22 protein-coding genes are annotated in these 19,215 nt (G+C 77.9%); 14 read left to right on the top strand and 8 right to left on the bottom strand.

What is annotated here, in order from left to right; all coding sequences use genetic code 11:
• Positions 1-120 precede the first annotated feature (120 nt).
• Positions 121-690 carry a helix-turn-helix domain-containing protein gene (locus GC089_RS03715; RefSeq protein ID WP_155376537.1) on the bottom strand — a complete coding sequence of 190 codons (570 nt, stop codon included), beginning with the start codon at positions 688-690 and terminating at the stop codon, positions 121-123.
• A 184-nt stretch (positions 691-874) separates the two neighbouring features.
• On the opposite strand from GC089_RS03715, the gene GC089_RS03710 reads away from it, so the two are divergent.
• Genes GC089_RS03710 through GC089_RS03695 form a run of 4 tightly spaced genes read left to right on the top strand, consistent with a single transcriptional unit; the run spans position 875 to position 3,517 of the window.
• Positions 875-1,666, top strand: a complete 792-nt coding sequence (locus GC089_RS03710) for a trans-aconitate 2-methyltransferase (RefSeq protein WP_196250809.1) — start codon at positions 875-877, stop codon at positions 1,664-1,666.
• Positions 1,663-2,916 carry an NAD(P)/FAD-dependent oxidoreductase gene (locus GC089_RS03705; protein ID WP_155376535.1) on the top strand — a complete coding sequence of 418 codons (1,254 nt, stop codon included), beginning with the start codon at positions 1,663-1,665 and terminating at the stop codon, positions 2,914-2,916. Before GC089_RS03710 ends, GC089_RS03705 begins: the two co-directional genes overlap by 4 nt.
• Entirely contained in the window at positions 2,913-3,146 is a 234-nt protein-coding gene (locus GC089_RS03700; RefSeq protein ID WP_155376534.1) for a hypothetical protein, read from the top strand. The genes GC089_RS03705 and GC089_RS03700 overlap by 4 nt, the downstream gene beginning before the upstream one ends.
• 32 nt (positions 3,147-3,178) lie before the next feature.
• On the top strand, positions 3,179-3,517 hold the full coding sequence (locus GC089_RS03695; RefSeq protein ID WP_155376533.1) for a DUF3140 domain-containing protein: 339 nt from the start codon (positions 3,179-3,181) through the stop codon (positions 3,515-3,517).
• A gap of 158 nt (positions 3,518-3,675) precedes the next feature.
• On the opposite strand, the gene GC089_RS03690 is transcribed toward GC089_RS03695, so the two are convergent.
• On the bottom strand, positions 3,676-4,197 hold the full coding sequence (locus tag GC089_RS03690; RefSeq protein ID WP_230685040.1) for a GNAT family N-acetyltransferase: 522 nt from the start codon (positions 4,195-4,197) through the stop codon (positions 3,676-3,678).
• A gap of 151 nt (positions 4,198-4,348) precedes the next feature.
• Between GC089_RS03690 and GC089_RS19600 the strand changes: the two genes are divergently transcribed.
• Positions 4,349-4,471: a hypothetical protein gene (locus tag GC089_RS19600; protein ID WP_255449040.1), complete on the top strand. Its 123-nt coding sequence runs from the start codon at positions 4,349-4,351 to the stop codon at positions 4,469-4,471.
• Entirely contained in the window at positions 4,468-5,520 is a 1,053-nt protein-coding gene (locus GC089_RS03685; RefSeq protein ID WP_155376532.1) for an RDD family protein, read from the top strand. Before GC089_RS19600 ends, GC089_RS03685 begins: the two co-directional genes overlap by 4 nt.
• Before the next feature lie 18 nt (positions 5,521-5,538).
• Here the strand turns inward: GC089_RS03685 and GC089_RS03680 are convergent, their stop codons facing one another.
• Positions 5,539-6,189, bottom strand: a complete 651-nt coding sequence (locus tag GC089_RS03680) for a hypothetical protein (protein WP_155376531.1) — start codon at positions 6,187-6,189, stop codon at positions 5,539-5,541.
• A gap of 111 nt (positions 6,190-6,300) precedes the next feature.
• Positions 6,301-7,044, bottom strand: coding sequence for a hypothetical protein (locus tag GC089_RS03675; RefSeq protein WP_155376530.1), 744 nt, complete (start codon positions 7,042-7,044; stop codon positions 6,301-6,303).
• Between the two features lie 236 nt (positions 7,045-7,280).
• On the opposite strand from GC089_RS03675, the gene GC089_RS03670 reads away from it, so the two are divergent.
• A complete protein-coding gene (locus tag GC089_RS03670; protein ID WP_155376529.1) occupies positions 7,281-8,378 on the top strand; it encodes an NADH:flavin oxidoreductase/NADH oxidase in 1,098 nt (365 codons plus the stop codon).
• A 94-nt stretch (positions 8,379-8,472) separates the two neighbouring features.
• On the opposite strand, the gene GC089_RS03665 is transcribed toward GC089_RS03670, so the two are convergent.
• Complete coding sequence (locus GC089_RS03665) at positions 8,473-8,856, bottom strand: VOC family protein (RefSeq protein ID WP_155376528.1); 384 nt, start codon at positions 8,854-8,856, stop codon at positions 8,473-8,475.
• 79 nt (positions 8,857-8,935) lie between these two features.
• The gene (locus GC089_RS03660) at positions 8,936-9,160 is read right to left on the bottom strand and encodes a hypothetical protein (protein ID WP_155376527.1); all 225 of its coding nucleotides are present in this window, start codon (positions 9,158-9,160) and stop codon (positions 8,936-8,938) included.
• Positions 9,161-9,404: 244 nt separating this feature from the next.
• Between GC089_RS03660 and GC089_RS03655 the strand changes: the two genes are divergently transcribed.
• The 7 genes from GC089_RS03655 to GC089_RS03625 all read left to right on the top strand — a co-directional run bounded on the left by GC089_RS03655 (position 9,405) and on the right by GC089_RS03625 (position 17,649).
• Positions 9,405-10,352 (top strand): ABC transporter ATP-binding protein, encoded by a 948-nt coding sequence (locus GC089_RS03655; RefSeq protein WP_155376526.1) that lies wholly within the window; start codon positions 9,405-9,407, stop codon positions 10,350-10,352.
• Positions 10,349-11,191 (top strand): ABC transporter permease subunit, encoded by an 843-nt coding sequence (locus GC089_RS03650; RefSeq protein WP_155376525.1) that lies wholly within the window; start codon positions 10,349-10,351, stop codon positions 11,189-11,191. The genes GC089_RS03655 and GC089_RS03650 overlap by 4 nt, the downstream gene beginning before the upstream one ends.
• A 98-nt stretch (positions 11,192-11,289) precedes the next feature.
• Positions 11,290-12,672 carry a sensor histidine kinase gene (locus tag GC089_RS03645; protein ID WP_155376524.1) on the top strand — a complete coding sequence of 461 codons (1,383 nt, stop codon included), beginning with the start codon at positions 11,290-11,292 and terminating at the stop codon, positions 12,670-12,672.
• Positions 12,669-13,346, top strand: a complete 678-nt coding sequence (locus tag GC089_RS03640) for a response regulator transcription factor (RefSeq protein WP_155376523.1) — start codon at positions 12,669-12,671, stop codon at positions 13,344-13,346. The genes GC089_RS03645 and GC089_RS03640 overlap by 4 nt, the downstream gene beginning before the upstream one ends.
• Before the next feature lie 172 nt (positions 13,347-13,518).
• On the top strand, positions 13,519-15,720 hold the full coding sequence (locus tag GC089_RS03635; protein ID WP_196250808.1) for a serine hydrolase: 2,202 nt from the start codon (positions 13,519-13,521) through the stop codon (positions 15,718-15,720).
• 25 nt (positions 15,721-15,745) lie between these two features.
• Complete coding sequence (locus GC089_RS03630; RefSeq protein ID WP_155376521.1) at positions 15,746-16,996, top strand: sensor histidine kinase; 1,251 nt, start codon at positions 15,746-15,748, stop codon at positions 16,994-16,996.
• Complete coding sequence (locus GC089_RS03625) at positions 16,993-17,649, top strand: response regulator transcription factor (RefSeq protein ID WP_155376520.1); 657 nt, start codon at positions 16,993-16,995, stop codon at positions 17,647-17,649. The genes GC089_RS03630 and GC089_RS03625 overlap by 4 nt, the downstream gene beginning before the upstream one ends.
• Positions 17,650-17,812: 163 nt before the next feature.
• On the opposite strand, the gene GC089_RS03620 is transcribed toward GC089_RS03625, so the two are convergent.
• Positions 17,813-18,391 (bottom strand): hypothetical protein, encoded by a 579-nt coding sequence (locus GC089_RS03620; protein WP_155376519.1) that lies wholly within the window; start codon positions 18,389-18,391, stop codon positions 17,813-17,815.
• A gap of 229 nt (positions 18,392-18,620) precedes the next feature.
• Positions 18,621-19,187 carry an RNA polymerase sigma factor gene (locus GC089_RS03615; protein ID WP_155376518.1) on the bottom strand — a complete coding sequence of 189 codons (567 nt, stop codon included), beginning with the start codon at positions 19,185-19,187 and terminating at the stop codon, positions 18,621-18,623.
• Positions 19,188-19,215 lie beyond the last annotated feature (28 nt).

Below are 19,215 nucleotides of genomic sequence, written 5' to 3'. Positions count from 1 at the left end.
CGTCCGGCACCGACGCCACCGGCGCGAGGTCGCACGCCTGGCGCGGTCGCGGGTCGTGCGCGCGGGCGCAGGTGCGCCCGACCTCGCGCGGTCCCCGCGACACCGCCGGGGCAGCACGGCTCAGGCGTCGGCCCGCAGGTGGGCGCGCTCGCCGTCGCGGTCGAAGATGCTCAGCAGCTCGACGGGGCCGTCCGCCGCCTCGATGGCGTGCGGCACCATCGTCGAGAAGCCGGCCGCCTGCCCCGGACCCACGTGGATCACACGCTCGCCCAGCCGCAGCCGCACCGTGCCGGACAGCACCGTGAACCACTCCCGCCCGGGGTGGACCCGCAGCTCGCGCACCGGCCGCCGCGGCGTGACGCGCAGCTTCGCGACCGTCATCCCGGGGATCGCCCCCGGCCGTGTGAGCAGCCACGTCGTCATGCCGTGCACCTGCTCGGGCTCGGGACGGATGACGACGTCCTCGTCCTCGACCGGCTCGACGAGCTGGTCGATGGTCGTGCCGAGCGCCCGCGCCAACGGGACGAGCTGGTCGAGCGCGATCCGGCGGTGGCCGGTCTCGATGCGGCTCAGCGTCGAGGGGCTCATGTAGCAGCGGGCCGCGAGCGCCTCGAGCGACCAGCCCCGTGCCAGCCGGAGCCCGCGCACGCGCTGCCGGACGACCGCGTCGAGGTCCACGTCTTGCGTCATGCGCAAGACCCTATGCCGCCAGCGCACGCCGTGCCTACCGTGGACGCATGACCCACGCAGCCCCGCAGCACGCGCGGCCCGGCACCGGGCACGCCCACCCCGACCCCCACCCCGACCCGCCGCACCACCACGGCCCCCACGTCGACGCCGTCGCCCACGGGCCCTCCTGGACCTCGAGGCGGAGGTGCTGGGCGGCTGGCTGCCCGGTGCCGTCGACCTCGTCGCCGCGCACCTGCCCGGCGCCGGCACGGTCGTCGACCTCGGCGCCGGCACGGGCACCGGCGCGCTCGCGCTCGCGCGGCGCCTGCCCCGGGCGACCGTCGTCGCGGTCGACCGCTCCCCCGCGATGCTCGCGCACCTGCGGACGGCCGCCGCGGCCGCGGGCGTGGCCGACCGGGTGCGCACGCTCGAGGCGGACCTCGACGCCGGCTGGCCCCTGACCGGCCGCGTCGACGCCGTGTGGGCGGCCTCCTCGCTGCACCACCTCGCCGACGCCGACCGCGTGCTGCGCGAGGCGCACGCGGCGCTGCGTCCCGGCGGCGTCGCGGTGGTCGTCGAGCTCGACGAGCAGGTGCGCCTGCTCACCGACGCGCTCGCCCCCGGTCTCGCGTCCCGCCTCGCGCAGGCGGCCTCGACGTGGAACGTTCATCCCGACTGGGGGCCGCACCTCGAGCGCGCGGGGTTCGAGCTCCTCGACGTCCGGCACGTCGCGACCGAGGCGGTCGACGCGCGCTTCGGGCGCGCCTGGCTCGCGCTCCTGCGCTCGACCCTCGCCGACCGCCTCGCGCCCGCGGACGTCACGACGCTCGACCGCCTGCTCGCGCAGCACCCCGCGACGCTCGACGCGCTGCCCGTGCGCGCCGAGCGGACCGTCTGGCTCGCCCGCCGGCCGCACGCCGGCCCGGCTCCCGCCGCTCGCGCGACTCCCCCGACTCCCCCGACTTCCCCGACGACGCACGACGGAGGTGCACGATGACCGAGCGGTACGACGTGGTGGTGGTGGGCGGTGGCCCCGCCGGGCTGGCCGCCGCCGTGACACTGGGCCGCTCGCTGCGGTCCGTCCTGGTCGTGGACGCCGGTGAACCGCGCAACGCGGCCGCGCACGCCGCGCACAACCTGCTGGGCCGCGAGGGCGTGCCCCCGCACGAGCTGCTCGCCGCGGGGCGGCGCGAGGCCGAGGGGTACGGCGCGGTCGTCGTGCGCGACCGCGCCGTGGACGCGCGGCGGGAGGGCGACGACCTGGTCGTCGAGCTCGCCGGCGGTGACGTCGTGCGCGCGCGCCGCCTGCTGCTGGCCACCGGGCTGACCGACGTCCTGCCCGACGTGCCGGGCGTGCGCGAGCGCTGGGGCGCGGACGTGCTGCACTGCCCGTACTGCCACGGCTGGGAGGTCCGCGGGCGGCGCATCGGCGTGCTCGGGACGAGCGACAACGCAGTGCACCAGACCCTGCTGCTGCGCCAGCTCAGCGACGACGTCACGCTGTTCCTGCACACCGCCCCGGAGCCGGAGGACGAGGCGTGGGAGCAGCTCACCGCGCTGGGCGTGCGCGTGGTCCGCGGGCAGGTGGAGCGGCTCGAGCACGACGACGCGCTGCGGGCGGTCGTGCTCGCGGACGGCCGCCGCGTGGAGGTCGAGGCGCTCGCCGTCGCCCCCCGCTTCGTCGCGAACGCGGACCTGTACGAGCGGCTCGGCGGCAGCGTGAGCGAGCACGCCTTCGGCACGTACGTCGCCTCGTCCCCCGGCGGCCGCACCGACGTGCCGGGCGTGTGGGTCGCCGGGAACGCGACCGAGCTGCCGGCCATGGTCGGGGCGTCCGCCGCCGCGGGTGTGCTCGCGGGGCCGGCATCAACGGCGAGCTGGTGCACGAGGACGCGGAGGCGGCGGTCCGCGCGCGCCGCGGCCCGTCGGACGCCGCGACCGGGGCGCCCGCACCGGGCGCGGCCGGCGACGAGGGCCTGCGCGGGCTGGCACCGGCGGGCGACCGGGCCTGACGGGTTGTGGGCGGGCACCGGCGCGCGCCGGGCCCGCCCGCTCGTCCGGCCCGCCCGCTGCCGCCGTCCGGCCCGCCCGCTGCCGACGTCCGGGCCCGCGCGGTGCAGCCGCAGCGCCGCACGCTCGACGCGCCCGGGCGCGCCCTCCGCCCTAGCGTGGGTGCCGTCGGGCACGGCCGCCGGACGGCCGCTCCCGACGCACCGCACCACCCGGAGCGAGAGGAGCGCACGATGAGCGACAGCGAGACCGGGTCCGTCACCGGGACCAAGGACAAGGACTACAACGTCATCTGGTTTACGGAGACGTGCCTGAGCAACGTCCTGCGCCTCGAGGGCTACATCCAGGACGCCGAGCGCGACGGCGACAGCGACCTGGCGGACTTCTTCCGGCGGGCGCAGGCCGAGAGCCGCAAGGGCGCCGAGCAGGGCAAGGCGCTGCTCAAGGAGCGGCTCGGCCGCTCCTGACGCACGCACCGGCACCGACGGAAGGGGACGACATGGCGGACAGCCCCGTCGACGACGACCTGTGGGAGGACTTCCACACGGTCGTGAACATGACCTCGCGCGAGCTGCAGGAGTGGCTGGCGACGCAGGCCGCGGGCACGACGACCGAGACCGAGCCGGACCAGGCCGGTGACGAGCGCTCCCGCACGGTGCTCGCGATCCTCGCGAAGCGCCGCACCGACCTCACGCCCGACGACGTCGAGGTCATGCGCTCGGTGGTCGCCGAGGTGCGCGCCGAGCGCGGCGACGAGCCCGAGCCCGAGGCGGGCAGCGCCGAGTGGCGGCACCGGCTCATGTCGCTGGGGCACGACCCGCTCAAGCCGTCACCCTGACGGCGGGCGACGACGGCGAGGGCCGGGACGCGCGGTGCGTCCCGGCCCTCGCCGTGCCCGCCTCGCCCGTGCCCCGCCTCACCCGCGCCCGGCCTCACCCGTGCCCCGCCTCGCCCGTGCCCGGCCTCACCCGCGCCCCGCCTCACCCGCGCCCCGCCTCACCCGTGCGGCGCGGCGCCCCGTCCGGGCGTCGGCGCCCCGCCCTGGAGGTCCCGCCGGTAGAACACGCTGTGCGGGTCCTCGACGTAGTCGCCGAACGGTGGGCACTCGACGAAGCCGGCGCGCGCGTACAGCCGGCGGGCCGGGGCGAAGTACTCCTGCGTGCCCGTCTCGAGGTGCACCGTGCGGCACCCCCGCGCGACCGCCTCGGCCAGGACGTGCGCGAGCAGCGCACCCCCGACGCCGCGCCCGCGGGCGGCGCCGGCCGTGCGCATCGACTTCAGCTCGGCGTCGTCCGCCGCGAGCTGCTTGAGCGCGGCGCAGCCGAGCAGGGCGCCCGTCGCGTCGCGCGCCGTCCAGAACGTCAGGCCCGGGCCGACGAGCGACGCGGGGTCCAGCGCGTGCACGGACTCCGCCGGGGACGTCGCGTACATGTCCGCCAGGTGCTCCTCGAGCAGCGCGAGCACGTCGGGGCGGTGCGGGTCGTCGGGGCGGATCGTCAGGTCGACGGTCGTGGGCACGGCGGACCTCCGAGGGGGCGGCGCCGGCGGGTGCCGACGCGACGGGCCGGGCCGGCGACGACGCGACCGCGCGGACCGGCCCGCCGCATCGTGGCACAGAGGCCGGCCCGAACCGGCCCCGCGACGACCTCGGTGGTGGCAGCATCGGCCCGTGGTGACGACGACGGGGCTCGACCGCGCGACCGAGCTGCCCGCCGCCGACGCCCCGTGGATCGCGCCGTGGTGGCGCCGCGTGCTGGCGGCGGTCCTCGACGGCTGGGTCGTGGGACGGTGACGTTCCTGCTCGGCGGGCGCGGCGACTTCGGGCCGGCGGTGCCGATGCTCGGCGCGGTGACCGGCGACGGGCGGGACCTGCAGGGCGTGGCGACGTGGCCCGTCGCCCTGGTCGCCCTCGCCGCCCTGCTGGCGTGCCAGGGCTGGACCGGGGCGACCCCGGGCAAGCGGGTGCTCGGCATCGCGGTGGTCCGCCGCGTCGACGGCCGGCCGACGGGCCTGCTCGGCGCGGTCGGCCGCGCCCTGCTGCACCTGCTCGACGCGGTGCTGCTCATCGGGTACCTGCGCCCGCTGTGGCACCCGCGCGGCTGGACCTTCGCGGACGGGCTCGCGGGGACCGAGGTGGTCCAGACGCGCGTCGTGCGTCGCGTCCGGTGGGTCGAGCGGCTCGCGGGTCCGCGCGGCCCGGAGCGCCCCTCGGTGCCCGTCACGGTCGCGGCCGCCCTGGCGTGCGCCCTCGGGGCGGCGTTCGGGCTGGCGACGTCGAGCGGGCCGGCGACCGGCGCCACGACCTGCACACCGGGCACCGACGGGACCGACCCGGCCACGGGCACGGCGGCGGCCGACGGTCCGCCCGCGGCGCTCGTCGGTGCCGACCTGTCCTGGAGCGCGGGCGACGTGCACGAGACCCGGCTCGGGATCACGCGGCGGTTCCGCACGGACGGGGGGACGCTCGACGTGAGCTGGCGGCTGGACGACGTCCCGGAGGGCGCGGTGCGCCTCGGGCTGCGGATCGAGACCGGCGCGGGCGAGCCCGCGCGCGTCGTGACGGTGGACCTGCGCGACGGCGTGCCCGAGCGTGTCGAGACGCCGCACGGCGTCGCCACCGCCGACGGGTGGCTGCGCGAGGAGGGCACGCTCCTCGGGAGCGTGGACGACGTCTTGACGTCCTACGGCGCGGGGCACTGGTCGGCGCACCTGCCCGCGGCCCTGCTGGACGGCCTGCCGGACCGGTCCGCGCACGGTGGCGCCGAGGAGCCCTGGCGGTGGGTCGCCTGGACGGAGGTCGAGGGCGTGCGCGGCCCGTCCTGCGGGTCCGTGCTGCTCTGACGGCCCCCGGCCGACGGATCAGGCCGCCGACCGGCGCCGCAGGAGGACCACCCCGGCGACCGCCGACCCGAGCCCGCCCATGACGAGGTCGCCGACCGTGTCGGCGTAGCCGACGTGGATCTCCGCGTCGACGTAGGCGTTGCCGAGGTACTCGCCGACCTCCCACGCGACGCTCAGGGCGAGGCCGAGGCTCGCGGTGACGGCGACCGACGCGAACCGGGCGGCCGGCCCGGTCGCGTGCGCGGGCTCGACGACGGCACCCGTGCGCCGTGCCACCACGAGGTGGGCGACGGCGGCGACCAGCCCCGTCACGACGAGGTGCGCCGCGACGTCGAGCCACGCGACCCGCTCGTACAGGCCGAGCGCGCCGCACCAGGCCGCCGCGAGCAGGCCGACGCCGTACGCGGCGTCCAGCCCCGGGGCGACGCGCCCGGCGAGCGGCACGACGAGCCCGGCCAGGACGAGCGCGAACAGGGCGGCGTCCACCGGTCCGCGGGCGGACAGCCCGACGACGACGCAGACGAGCCCGACCGCGCGGACGACGCCGCCGGGGCCCCGCAGGAGCAGCGCCACGACCGCGCGGGGATTCCGCGGCGCGTCGTCCGGGGTCCTGGCCACGCGTCCCGCCTCCTCGGCGGCGCCGTCGACGGTGCTGGCGGTGGCGGTCACGCGGGCTCCTGCCGTCGGGCCGCCCGGGACGGCCGGCGCTGGCGCGACCGTACGACGGCGTCCGAGCGCCCGCACCCGCAGGCGTGGCGGACCGACGGGCCGTGGGCCGCGTCAGCCCTCCTGCGGTGGCACGGGACGCGGCAGGAGGGGGACCCGGCGCGGGGACGGGACCGGAGCGGGCGGCCGCCGAGCGGCACGACGCCGGACACGCAGGCCTGCTCCGGCGCGGGTGCCGGCCGACACGTCGAGGCCCTGCAGCGGCGGCCAGTCCCGGGCCGCGCACGCACCGCCCGCGGCGACCAGCAGGAACGTCGCGACCGCGGCACCGTCACGGCGGCCGGGCTCGACGTGCACCGCCCGCACGTCCCCGGTCGACGGGCACCACGCGACCACGCCGACGCCGGCGGCGGCGCGCAGGCCGAGGCGCACGGCGTCCCCCGCGGTCAGCACGGTCCCGGGAGGCACGTACGCCCCGACGCCCGCGGCCAGCGCCGCGACGGCCGCGTGGTCGAACGCGGCGAGCTCGGCACCGGCGGGATCCGCGTCGGGCCGCACCCGCTCGACCAGGACGAGGCGGGGCGCGGCCGGCGCGTGCTCGCCCAGCAGCTCCACGCGCAGCAGGCGGAGCGAGTCGGCGCGTGCGCTGACGCGTCCCACGCGACCGGCCAGCGCCGCCCCGGCGGGGACGGCGCCCACGTCCACGACGGTGCCGTCGGGCCGGGCCGCGCTCGCGACGCCGTGGACGACCACGGTGGCCGCGTCCGCGCCGCCGGCGGGCGCGTGCACCGAGCGCACCCACCACAGCGGCCGGCCCGTCGGCGCGGCGACGGACGGACCGGTGCGGGCACGGGGCACGGGCACCTCGGTGGGTCGTGGGCGGCGCGCCGGGTCCGGCGGGCGGCAGCGCAGGTACCGCACCGGTGCGCATCGGCATCCGCCGCGTCCCGGATGAGGGCCGTCACCCGTTCGGCGTGTGGGACGCGCCACAGGGAGCGCGTGCCGAGGTCCCGCACGGAAGACGGCACGGTGGGGTCCGGTTGACCCTCGAGGCGGTCGCGCCCGCGCGCCGCCCCATCCACGGAAGGACCTCGATGAGCACGCCCGCCCTGTTCACGCCGCTCACGCTGCGCGGTGTCACGTTCCCGCACCGGGTCTGGATGGCGCCGATGTGCCAGTACTCGGCCGAGCCGAGCGGACCCGCGGCCGGGGTGCCGCACGACTGGCACGTGCAGCACTACGGCTCGCGCGCGGCGGGCGGCGCGGCGCTCGTCATCACCGAGGCGACGGCGGTCACGGCCGAGGGGCGCATCACGCCGTTCGACCTCGGGCTGTGGAACGAGGCCCAGCGGGAGGGGCACCGCCGTCTCACGGCGCTCGCCCACGCGCAGGGCGCGAAGGCCGGCGTGCAGCTGGCCCACGCGGGTCGCAAGGCGAGCACGGACGCCCCCTGGCGCGGCGGTGCGCTGCTGGGCGCGCAGGAGGGCGGCTGGCAGACCGTGGCGCCGAGCGCGGTGCCGTTCGCCGACGGCCACCCCGCCCCGCGGGCGCTGACGACCGACGAGGTCGGCGACGTCGTGCGCGCGTTCGCGGACGCCGCCGTGCGGGCGGTCGAGGCCGGCTACGACGTGGTCGAGGTGCACGCGGCGCACGGCTACCTGCTGCACCAGTTCCTCTCCCCCGACAGCAACCGCCGCGACGACGAGTACGGCGGCTCCTTCGAGAACCGGACCCGCGTCGTGCGCGAGGTCGTCGAGGCCGTGCGCGGGGCGGTCCCGGAGGACGTCGTCGTGCTCGTGCGGGTCTCCGCGACGGACTGGGTCGAGCCCGCGGGCTGGACCGCGGACGACACGGTCCGCCTGGCCGCCGACCTCGCCCCGCTGGGCGTCGACATGGTGCACGTGTCCACCGGCGGCAACCTGCCGGGCGTGCGGATCCCGGCCGGCCCGGGCTACCAGGTGCCGTTCGCCGCCCGCATCCGCGCCGAGGCCGGCGTGCCGACCGTGGCCGTCGGGATGATCACCGACCCCGCTCAGGCAGAGCAGGTGCTGGCCGACGGCTCGGCCGACGCCGTCGCCCTGGCCCGTCCGCTGCTCGCGGACCCGTACTGGCCGCTGCGCGCCGCGCTCGAGCTGGGGGTCGAGCCGGTCGTGCCGCAGCAGTACGAGCGGGCGCAGACGCTGCTGCGCTGAGCCGCCTGCCGCGCACGGCGACGTCCGCGGCGCGTGCACCACGGGGCCCGGTCACCACGGGGTGGCCGGGCCCCGTCGCGTCCCCGTGCGGGCCTCAGCCCTCGTCCGGGACGTCCTGCCCGGCGGTCGACCCCTCGTACAGCCCGATCTCGTTGCCGTCCGGGTCGACGACGGACGCGAACCAGCTCGTCTCGTCGATCGGGGTGCGCGGCAGGCGCACCTCGCCGCCCAGCTCGGTGACCCGGGCCAGCACGTCCTCGATCGAGTCGACCTCGACGTAGCTGCGCGGGCTCGTGAAGCCCTCGCTGCGCGGGGCGAGCCCGCCGCCGCTGATCCCGTTCGGGGCCTGCCACATCGGGTAGCCCTCGAAGCCCGGGTACTCCTGGATCCGCCAGCCGAACAGCGCGCCGTAGAACTGCGTCGCCCGCTGCATGTCGGTCACGGGGATGTCGATGTGCGTGATGTCGCCGTGCGCCATGGTGAGCCCCCTCGCCTGGGTGGGTCGGACGAAACCGACCGTACCGGGCGCCTCCGACACGGCCGCGGCGCGCGCCCCGTCAGCCCGCGGTCGGCCGCACGCTCGGCGCGAACTCCGGGGGCGGTCCGCCGACGAAGCAGCAGCACGGCCCGTCGATGTGCCACAGCGCGGTGCCGGGGCGCGCGGCGCAGGGCACCGGGACGCGCGCGGGGACCTGCACGGGGACCTGCACGGCGCCGTCACCCGCACCGTTCACCGGCACGCTCGCCCGCGCGTCCACGCGCTCGGCTGCGACGGTGCTCACGGCCATGGCTCCTCCTCCCCGTCCGGCTCGCTGTGAGGAGCGGGACAGGCGTGCGTCACGTACACCTGCCCATCGGCACGTCGGGGTGAGAACTGCACCCGGCGCGCCGACCCGCCGGTGCCGCGGGGATGACGCCGTCGTCCTCACGGCGTACGGCGCCGCCCGGCCGATGTGGTCCGCGCGGGCGTCCCGGCGCCGTGCCGCCCGCTCCTACGTTCGGGGCACACCGGACGCAGGAGGACGGATGATCGAGGTCGCAGGGCTGACGAAGAGGTACGGGGACAGGACCGCCGTCGACGGGATGACCTTCACGGTCCGCCCGGGCGCCGTGACGGGGTTCCTCGGACCCAACGGCGCGGGGAAGTCGACGACGATGCGGATGATCGTCGGCCTGGACCGGCCGACGAGCGGGACCGTCACGGTCAACGGCCGGCCGTACGCCCGGCACCCCGCACCGCTCGGGGAGGTCGGGGCGCTCCTCGACGCCAGGGCCGTGCACACGGGCCGCAGCGCCCGCGACCACCTGCTCGCGCAGGCCGCGACGCACGGCATCGGCCGGCGGCGGGTCGACGAGGTGATGGAGGCGACCGGCCTGACGTCGGTGGCGCGCACGCGGGCGGGGACCTTCTCCCTGGGGATGGGGCAGCGCCTCGGCATCGCCGCCGCACTGCTCGGCGACCCCCGCACGCTGATCCTCGACGAGCCGGTCAACGGCCTGGACCCGGAGGGGGTGCTGTGGGTCCGCACCCTGCTGCGCGGCCTCGCCGCCGAGGGACGCACCGTGTTCCTGTCCTCGCACCTGATGTCCGAGATGGCGCTCACGGCGGACCACCTCGTCGTCGTCGGGCGGGGCCGGGTCATCGCCGACGCGCCCGTCGCCGAGGTCGTCGCCCGCGCGCAGTCCTCCGCGGTGCACGTGCGCACGCCGTCCGCCGCCCGGCTGGCGGCCGTGCTCGTGCGCGACCCGGGCGTCGAGGTCACGTCCCTCGCCCACGACACGCTCGAGGTGACCGGGAGCACGCCGCCCGCGATCGCCGCCGTCGCGGCCGCGGCCGGCCTCGTGCTGCACGGCCTCGCCCCCGTCGAGACGTCGCTCGAGGACGCCTACCTGCAGCTGACCGCCGGCGCCGTCGAGTACCGCTCCGCCGACGCCACGCCCTCGCCCCGCCGCACCGCAGGAGACCACCGATGACCGTCCTCGTCCCCACCGCCGCCACGACACCCCCGCGCGTGGCCGTCCGGCCCGTGGGCTTCGGCCGCCTGCTGCGCGCCGAGTGGATCAAGCTCCGCTCGCTGCGCTCGACCTGGTGGGTGCTCGGCGCCGGCGTGCTGCTCGGTGCGGCGTTCGCCGGGATGCAGTCGTGGAGCGTCAGCGCCGTCGCCGCCGAGCACCCCGACCCGGACCGTCTCGGGTCCGTGTACGCCACGGCGGGCGTCACGACGGCGCTGCTCGCGTTCAGCACCGTCGGCGTGCTGAGCATCGCCGGCGAGTACGGCACCGGGCAGATCCGCTCGACGCTCGTCGCCGCGCCCACCCGCGTCCCGGCGCTGGCCGCCAAGCTGCTCGTCACCGTCGCCGCCGTGCTCGTGGCGTCGGTCGTCCTGGTCGGCGTCGGGTGGGCCGCCGCCGCCCCGTCGCTCGCGGCCGGGGGCATGCCCGTCGACCTCACGGACCCGGACGACCTGCGGATCATGGCCGGCGTCCCGCTGTTCCTCGCCACGGCGTCCGCCCTCGCGTTCGCGGTGGGTGCGCTCGTGCGCAGCAGCGCCGCCGGGATCGCGGTCGTGCTCGGCCTGCTGCTGGTCGTCGAGAACGGCCTGGGGATGATCCCGTGGGACCCGCTGCGCGACGCCGTCCAGTACCTGCCCACGAGCGCCGGTGCGCGGCTGGTCACGAACGACGCCTTCGGGTCCGTCATCACGTCCGTGAACAGCGACCTGCCCCCGTGGACCGGGTACGGCGTCATGCTCGCGTGGGCCGTCGGCGCGCTCGCTCTGGCGGCCGTGCTCCTGCACCGGAGGGACGCCTGAGCACGGGCTCGGCGGCGGGGCGGGCGGCTGCGGCCGTCCGCCCCGCCGCGCCCGTCACCGGTGGGCTGGGAGGATGCACGGACGGGCGAGGAGGTGGCATGGGCGACGGGCCGACGACGGGCGACCGTCGCGCTCCCCGCGCGACCGCGGCGCTCCGCCGGTTCCTCGTCCGGCACCCCGGCCTCGTCGACCGCGCCGCCGACGCCGCCGTCGTCGTCGTCTTCACCGGCTGGGCCCTGCTGCTCGGCCTGGGTGCCGACTCGATGTACTGGCTGCACGAGGTCGTGGACGACGGGCGGCTGCTGCTCATGCAGCTCGCGTCGCTCGTGCTGACGCTCGCGGGCGCGGTCGCGCTCCTGTGGCGCCGTCGTCGCCCGGTGACGGTCGCGGCCGTCATGGCGGGCCTCGGCGTCGCGTCGCTCGCGCTGACGGGGGCGACGAACGGCCTCGACCTCGGCCTCGCGCTCGCGCTGTACGGCGTCGCGGCGTCGGGGCGCGCACGTGCCGTGTGGGCCGTGGCGGGTGCGGGCGTGCTCGCGCTGCTGGTGGCGGCGCGCGCGTTCCCGCTCGCGCTCACGGTCGGGGCGAAGATGCTCGGCGTCGACCGCTCCGACGACGCCGCGTTCGCGCGCACCACGGGCAGCGGCCCGTTCGGCTTCGCGACGAGCGCGTCCTGGTGGGTCACCGCCGGGCCCGCACTGGTGCTGGCGCTCGTCGCCGTCGGGGTCGGCACCCTCGTGCACGCCCGGCGCCAGCGCGCCGCCGCGCTCGCCGAGGCCGCCCGTGCGCGGGCCGAGGAGCAGGCGCAGCGCACCCGGCTCGCCCAGGCGTCCGAGCGCGCGCAGATCGCGCGCGAGATGCACGACGTCGTCGCGCACAGCATCTCCGTCATGGTCGCGCTGGGCGGCGGGGCGTCCGCCGCGTTCGACGTCGCGCCCGAGCGGGCCCGGGCGGCCCTCGACGAGCTCGTCGACACCGGGCGCGCCGCGCTCGGGGACATGCGACGGATCCTCGGCGTGCTGCACGAGGACGCCGGCGCGCGCGCGCCCGGCACCGACGCCGGGGCGCCGCTCGAGCCGCAGCCGGGCAGCCTCGACCTGGCCCGGCTCGTCGAGCGCGCCCGCACCGCGGGGCTGCCGGTACGGACGTCGGGCCTCGCGGTCACGGGCCTCGAGGAGCTCGACCCGGCGGTGCAGCTCGCGGTCTACCGCATCGTCCAGGAGTCGCTGACGAACACGCTGCGGCACGCGCCCGCCACCGCCGACGTGCACGTCGAGGTGCGCCGGGGCCCGGACGCCGTCGAGGTCGTCGTCACCGACGGGGGCGGCGGCACGCCCGGCGTCCGCACCACCGGCAGCGGGCGCGGCGTGGTCGGGATGTCCGAGCGGGCCGCGGTGTTCGGCGGCACGGTGGAGGCCGGTCCGCACGGTCGGGGGTGGCGCGTGCGCGCGCTGCTGCCGTGGCACGAGGGAGACGCATGACGACGGTCCTGCTGGTGGACGACCAGCCGCTGGTCCGGGTGGGGTTCCGGCTCATCCTCGAGAGCTCCGGCGTCGTGGACGTCGTCGGCGAGGCGGGCGACGGCGCGACGGCGGTCGAGCAGGTCCGCGCCCTGCGCCCGGACGTCGTGCTCATGGACGTGCGCATGCCGGGCGTGGACGGCATCGAGGCCACGCGGCGGGTCGTGGAGGCGCACCCCGAGGTGCGCGTGCTCGTGCTCACCACGTTCGACCTCGACGAGTACGCGTTCGCGGCGCTCGGGGCCGGGGCGAGCGGCTTCATGCTCAAGGACGCGCGGCCCGCCGACCTCGTCGAGGCCGTGCGGACGGTCGCGTCCGGCGACGCCGTCGTCTCGCCCCGCGTCACGCGCCGCATGCTCGAGCTCTTCGCGGGGCGGTTCCCGGAGTCGGGCGCGGCGCCGGACCCGCACGCGCCGCACCCCCGCCTGGCCGACCTGACGCCACGCGAGCTGGAGGTGCTGCGCTGCGTCGCCGAGGGCTCGTCGAACGCCGAGGTCGCGGCCGCGCTGTTCCTCTCGGAGGCGACCGTGAAGACGCACGTCGGGCGGATCCTCGCCAAGCTCGGCGTGCGCGACCGCGTGCAGGCCGTCGTGCTCGCGTACGAGACGGGCCTGGTGCGCGCGGGGACGGCGTAGGGCGGTTTGCGTCCCGCGGGCGACGTCCGTCGCCCGCTCCTCCCCCAGAGGTCGCACACGAGGTTCGCCACCGCGCCCGAAGCGGTGGCGAACCCAGGCTGACCAGCATGGACGCATGGTCGTGAGGCCCTCGCCCGGATCCCCCGGGCCCTCGCGGCGGCAGGAGGACACCATGCACACGGACCCTCGCACCCGCCGTCCCGGCACCCGGCGCACCGCCCTGGCGGTCGTCGGGGCCGCGCTCGTCACGACGCTCGCCGCGTGCGCGGGCGGAGCCGCCGCGGACGTGCCCGCACCACCCCCGCCGCAGGCCGCGTCGGACGCCGGCCTCACCCGCGCCGACGTCGACGCCTGGCTCGACGGCACCGTGCCCGAGGCGCTCGAGGAGTCCCGGATCGCGGGCGCGACCGTGGCGGTTGTCCACGACGGGGAGGTCGTCACCGCGCGCGGCTTCGGCGTGGCCGACGTCGCGGCCGGCACGCCGGTCGACCCCGAGCGCACGCTGTTCCGCGTCGGCTCGGTCTCGAAGATGCTCACGGCGACCGCGGTCATGCAGCTCGTCGAGCGGGGCGAGGTGGACCTGGACACGGACGTCGAGCGGTACACGCAGCTCGGCCTGGACCTGCCGCACCCCGTCACGCTGCGGCACCTGCTCACGCACACCGCGGGCTTCGAGGAGCGCGTCGCCGGGCTCATCGGCGCGGAGGGCACCACGCCGGACCTGCGCCGCAGCCTCGTCGAGGCGCCGCCGGTGCAGGTGTACGAGCCGGGCACCACGCCGGCGTACTCCAACTACGGCAACGCGCTCGCCGGGTACGTCGTGGAGGCCGTGAGCGGGCAGCCGTTCGAGCAGTACGTCGCCGAGCACGTCCTGGCACCGGCCGGGATGGACTCCTCGTCGTTCGCGCAGCCGCTGCCGGACGACCTCGCGGACGACGTCGCGCTGGGCTACCCGACGTCGGACGAGGAGCCGCTGGGCTTCGAGGTGGTCGGGCAGCCGCCGGCCGGCGCCTTCAGCGCGACGGCGACCGACATGGCGCGCTTCATGCTCGCCCACCTCGGGCACACGGGCGAGGGCGAGGGCGAGGGCGAGGGCGAGGAGATGCTGTCCGCCGCGACGCGCGACCTCATGCAGCGTCCCGCGCTCGACGCGGACGCGCTCGGCGCGCTCGCACAGGGCGAGCGGATGGGGCTCGGCTGGTTCGACGAGTCCCGCAACGGCCACCGCGTCGTCGGGCACGGCGGCGACACCACCGCGTTCCACTCCCACCTGCAGCTGTGGCCCGACGACGACACGGGCGTGTACCTCTCGCTGAGCAGCACCGGGGTCGACAGCGCCGCGTACCTGCTGCGCGAGGACCTGCTCACCGCCTTCGCCGACCGGTACTTCCCCGCCGACGAGGCCACCACCAGCACCGTCGACGCCGCCACCCGCGCCGAGCACGCGCAGGCCCTGGCCGGCAGCTACGAGAGCACGCGCGGGTTCCACACGACGTTCCTCACCGGCGTCGGGCCGCTGCAGCCGATCACGGCCGAGGTCGTCGACGGCGACCGCGTCCGCTTCAGCCCCGGCGTCGGCACGATGCGCCCGTCCACGTACGAGGAGGTCGAACCGTGGGTGTACCAGCAGGTGGACGGCGACCGTCGCCTCGCGGTGCGGACCGACGACGCCGGCCGGGTCGAGCTGGTCGGGCACGACTCCGCCATGTCGCTCGCGCCCCTGACGCCGTGGCGCGCGGCGCTCGCACCCCTGCTGCTGGGCGGGACGGCCGTGCTGCTCCTCGCGGTGCTCGCGTGGCCGGTGGGCGCGCTCGTCCGCCGGGTGCGCGCCCGGCGCGCGGTGACGACCGGTGGCACCGTCCCGGCCGTGCACGGCGCCGGCGGTGAGGACGTCGACGCCGGGACGACCGGCGGGTTCCCGACGAGCGCCTGGGCCACGGCCGGCGACGCCACCGGCGGCAGCACCGGGACGCTCGCGGCCGCACCGCCGACGGCCCGCACCGCTCCCGCCGCGACCGACCCCACCACCATCGACCGCGCCGCCACCGACCCCGCCGCCCGCCTGCGCGTGCCGCGCCTGCTCACGCGCCTCGCCGCCGTCGCCGCGGTCCTCGCCGTGGCCCTGTGGGTGTACGTGCTGCTCGCCGTGCTCGGGCTGCAGGCCGTGCCGGACCTGCTGGTCCGCGGCGCGCAGGCCCTCACCCTGGTCGCGGTGCTCGGTCTGGTCGCGGCCGGCTGGCGGGTCGTCGCGGAGGTCCGCGCCCGCACCGGCTGGTGGCGCGTCACGGCGGCGACCGTCGTGCTGGTCGCGTTCGCCGCGGTCGACGTCGCGGCGAACGGGATGCTCCTTCTCTCGCCGGACATCACGTACTGACCGGCGGCACGGGAGGATGACCGCCATGGAGACCGCCCGGGGCACGGGCACCGAGGGGTGGTGGGCCGCGCGCCTGCCGCCCCTCGGGGCCCTGGGCCCGTTCGCCCGCGACGTGGTGCTGGCCGTCGCGACGGCCGTGCTCATGCTCCTCGTGACCGTGGGCACGACCGCGCTGGCCGCCCCCGAGGACGTCCCCGCGCCGGACGTGGAGCGGTGGGTGCTGCTGCTCGTCGCGGTGCAGTCGCTCGCGCTCGCCGTGCGGCGGGTGCGGCTCGCGGCGTGCGTCGCGCTCGTGGTCGCCACGCAGGTGGCGCTCGTCGCGCTGGCCCCCGACATGTCGGTGCGCACGCTCGCCGCGTTCGTGGCGGCAGCCACCCTCGGCACCACCCTGCCCGCCGCGCGCGCGCTGCGGGCGGCGTGGTCCGTCGCGGCGGTCGAGGCCGTCGCGAGCGGTGCGGCGGCGGCCGTGCGCGGCGGCGGCGTGGACACGGTGCTGCAGCACACGATCTCGGCCGTCGTCGTCTGGGGGCTCTCGGTGCTCGTCGGGATCTACCTGGCGACCCGGCGCGAGCACCTGCGGCTGCTGCAGGAGCGCGCCGAACAGCTCGAGCGTGAGCGGGACGCGCGCGTGCGGGCTGCCGTCGCCGACGAGCGGGCGCGCCTGGCGCGCGAGCTGCACGACGTCGCGGCGCACCACCTGTCGGGCATGGTGGTGCAGGCGGCGGCCGTCGAGCGGCTCGTCGGCCGCGACCCCGACGCCGCCCGGGCCGGGGCCGCCTGGCTGCGCGACCAGGGCCGCGAGACGCTCGACAACCTGCGCCAGGTCGTCGGCCTGCTGCGCCACGACGAGCGGGACGCGCTCGCGCCGGTGCCCGGGGCCGCGGCGCTCGACGACCTCGTCGCCGCCGCACGGGCCCTGGGCGACGACGTGCACCTGGACCGGGACGGGGAGGTGCCGCCGCTGCCGCCGCTCGCCGACGTGTCGGTGTACCGGGTGGCGCAGCAGGCGCTGACGAACGCGCGCCAGCACGCCCCCGGCGGCGCGGTGCGGGTGCGGCTCGCCGCCGAGGCGGGCGCGGTCGTGCTCGACGTGGTGAACGGGCCGGCCGCACCGGGCGCCGCGGTCGTGCACGGGGAGCGCGGCGGCACGGGTCTCGCGGTCATGCGTGAGCGGGCCGCGCTCGTGGGCGGCCGGCTCGAGGCGGGTCGCACGGGCGACGGCGGGTGGCGCGTGCGGCTGCACGTGCCGGTGGACGACGAGGGAGGACGCGCATGATCCGGGTGGCGCTGGTGGACGACCAGGCCGTGGTGCGGGCGGGGTTCCGCGTGCTGCTCGAGGACGCCGGCGACCTGGAGGTGGTCGGCGAGGCGTCCAGCGGGCCGGAGGCGGTCGCGATGGTCCGGCGCACCCGGCCGGACGTCGTCTGCATGGACGTGCGCATGCCGGGCGGTGACGGCCTGGCGGCCACCCGGCAGATCGTCGCCGAGCGCGACGGGGACCTGCCCGCGGTCCTCGTGGTCACGACGTTCGACCTCGACGACTACGTGTTCGGCGCGCTCGAGGCGGGCGCGAGCGGGTTCGTCCTCAAGGACACCGACCCGGCCGACCTCGCCGAGGCCATCCGCCGCCTGGCCCGCGGCGAGGGGATGGTGGACCAGACCGTGACCCGCCGCGTCATCGCCGAGTTCGCGCGCCGCCGGCCCGCGCCGGACCCCTCCGAGGCGGACGGCCTGCTGACCCCCCGCGAGCGCGACATCGTCCGCCTGCTCGCCGAGGGCATGTCGAACGCGGAGATCGCTGCCGCGCTGTTCGTGGAGCCGTCCACCGTGAAGTCCCACCTGGGGCGCGCGATGACGAAGCTCGGCACGCGGGACCGGCTGCAGACCGTGGTGTGGGCGTACCGGACGGGGGTGGCGGTCCCGCGCTGAGCGACAGCGCCGGAGGTCGGGCCGACGTACCGCCGACCGGGGGGTCGTGCACGGCCGTCCGCTCACGACCCCCGCCGGCGGGCCGTGACCCCGCTGGTCGTCAGCACGTGCGCGGACGGGTGCTGACGGACCGCGGGGTCACGGCGGTCACCGCCGGGGGTCGTCAGAGCGTCAGGCGGGCGGTGCCCGTGGTGCCGTCGCGGTAGGTCACCTGCACGTCGACGCCCGCGCGGGGCGCGTCCCGCAGCTCGTCGCCCGGCAGCCACAGGGCGAAGCGTCCCTCGGCGACCGTCGCCACGACGTCCCCCCGGGAGGCGCTGGCGTACCGGACCCCCACGACGTCCGTCCCGACGGCCCCCGCCGCGAGCGACACGTCCCCGGCGGACATCGAGCCGGTTCCCAGGTCGGTGGCGCGGACCTCGCGGGGCGCCGGCTCGACGTGGCCCGTCGCGACGCCCACCGAGCCGACCATGCCGTCCCTGAAGAACCCGGCCGAGGAGTCGGTGACGCACAGCGCGGAGAACCCGCCGGGCCCCGCGAGCACCACGGTGGTCCACGCGCCCCGTCGCTCGGCGACGGCCGGCCGGGCGTCCGCGAGCGCGTCGGTGTGCTCGCCGGCCGCGTGCCGCATCCCGTCCCGGCAGCCGGCCACGGCGTCGGCCCGCTGCGGCCCCGTGAGGTCGCCAGGCGCGGCGGTCCAGGTGGCGAAGGCGCGGTCGCCGCCGGTCAGCGCAGGTGTCACGACCAGCACGCCCGCGACCGCGGCGGCCGCGCCGGCCAGCGCGGCAGCGCGACGGGCACGGGCGCGCCGGCGGCCCGCGGCGGGGGCGCGGCGGCCCGGGGTGGCCGGGGTGACGGGGTCGGTGGCGAGGATCGCCGCGAGGTCGGCGCGCGCGCGGGCGCCGTGGGCGTCGACGCGGGGTCGGCGGGGTCGAGCGTGCGCAGGGCTGCGGTGAGGTGGTCGGTGCGGTTCACGGCGTCGTGGCCCCTTCGGTGAGGCGGGCCGGGGCGTGGCCCCGGGCGGGCAGGTGGTCGAGGTGGAGGCGGAGCGCGCGGCGGGCGCGGCTGAGGCGCAGCCGGAACGCGACCGGCGAGATGCCGAGGACGGCGGCGGCCCGCGGCGCGTCGAGGCCGTCGAGCACCGCGAGCGCGAGGGCCTCCTGGTGGGTCTCGGAGAGCCGGTGCCACGCGGCGGCCAGGTCGACGCGCCGCACGACGCCGTCCGCCTCGGTCCCGTGGACGCCGCACGTGCCGGCGTCGGCGAGGCGCACGCCGAGGGCGCGGCGCCGCTGCTCGCCGCGACGCTCGTTGAGCAGGACGTGGCGCGTGACGCCGAAGACCCACGCGCGGGCGTCGTCCAGGGCGGGCGGCACGTCGTCGAGGCGCCGCCAGACGACGAGGAACGCCTCCGCGACGACGTCGTCGGCGTGGTCGGGGTGCACCCGCCGCTGGACGAAGCGGTGCAGGTCGGCGTAGAGCGCGTCGTAGAGCGTCCGGAAGGTCTGCTCCCGGTCGGGAGCACGTGCGTCGTGACTCATGCCCTCCCCCTGTCCGCCACGCCCCCGG

Origin of the sequence: Cellulomonas sp. JZ18 (genome assembly GCF_009720485.1) — a bacterium.
In the GTDB taxonomy this organism is placed as follows: Bacteria; Actinomycetota; Actinomycetes; order Actinomycetales; family Cellulomonadaceae; genus Cellulomonas.
The sequence above is the reverse complement of the archived record's forward strand: the minus strand, read 5'-3'. Positions and strand labels throughout refer to the sequence as shown.

Coding starts and splice junctions, on each gene's coding strand:
- GC089_RS03715 (WP_155376537.1), bottom strand. CDS start 690: ATGACGCAAGACGTGGACCTCGACGCGGTCGTCCGGCAGCGCGTGCGC.
- GC089_RS03705 (WP_155376535.1), top strand. CDS start 1,663: ATGACCGAGCGGTACGACGTGGTGGTGGTGGGCGGTGGCCCCGCCGGG.
- GC089_RS03700 (WP_155376534.1), top strand. CDS start 2,913: ATGAGCGACAGCGAGACCGGGTCCGTCACCGGGACCAAGGACAAGGAC.
- GC089_RS03695 (WP_155376533.1), top strand. CDS start 3,179: ATGGCGGACAGCCCCGTCGACGACGACCTGTGGGAGGACTTCCACACG.
- GC089_RS03670 (WP_155376529.1), top strand. CDS start 7,281: ATGAGCACGCCCGCCCTGTTCACGCCGCTCACGCTGCGCGGTGTCACG.
- GC089_RS03665 (WP_155376528.1), bottom strand. CDS start 8,856: ATGGCGCACGGCGACATCACGCACATCGACATCCCCGTGACCGACATG.
- GC089_RS03655 (WP_155376526.1), top strand. CDS start 9,405: ATGATCGAGGTCGCAGGGCTGACGAAGAGGTACGGGGACAGGACCGCC.
- GC089_RS03650 (WP_155376525.1), top strand. CDS start 10,349: ATGACCGTCCTCGTCCCCACCGCCGCCACGACACCCCCGCGCGTGGCC.
- GC089_RS03645 (WP_155376524.1), top strand. CDS start 11,290: ATGGGCGACGGGCCGACGACGGGCGACCGTCGCGCTCCCCGCGCGACC.
- GC089_RS03640 (WP_155376523.1), top strand. CDS start 12,669: ATGACGACGGTCCTGCTGGTGGACGACCAGCCGCTGGTCCGGGTGGGG.
- GC089_RS03635 (WP_196250808.1), top strand. CDS start 13,519: ATGCACACGGACCCTCGCACCCGCCGTCCCGGCACCCGGCGCACCGCC.
- GC089_RS03630 (WP_155376521.1), top strand. CDS start 15,746: ATGGAGACCGCCCGGGGCACGGGCACCGAGGGGTGGTGGGCCGCGCGC.
- GC089_RS03625 (WP_155376520.1), top strand. CDS start 16,993: ATGATCCGGGTGGCGCTGGTGGACGACCAGGCCGTGGTGCGGGCGGGG.
- GC089_RS03615 (WP_155376518.1), bottom strand. CDS start 19,187: ATGAGTCACGACGCACGTGCTCCCGACCGGGAGCAGACCTTCCGGACG.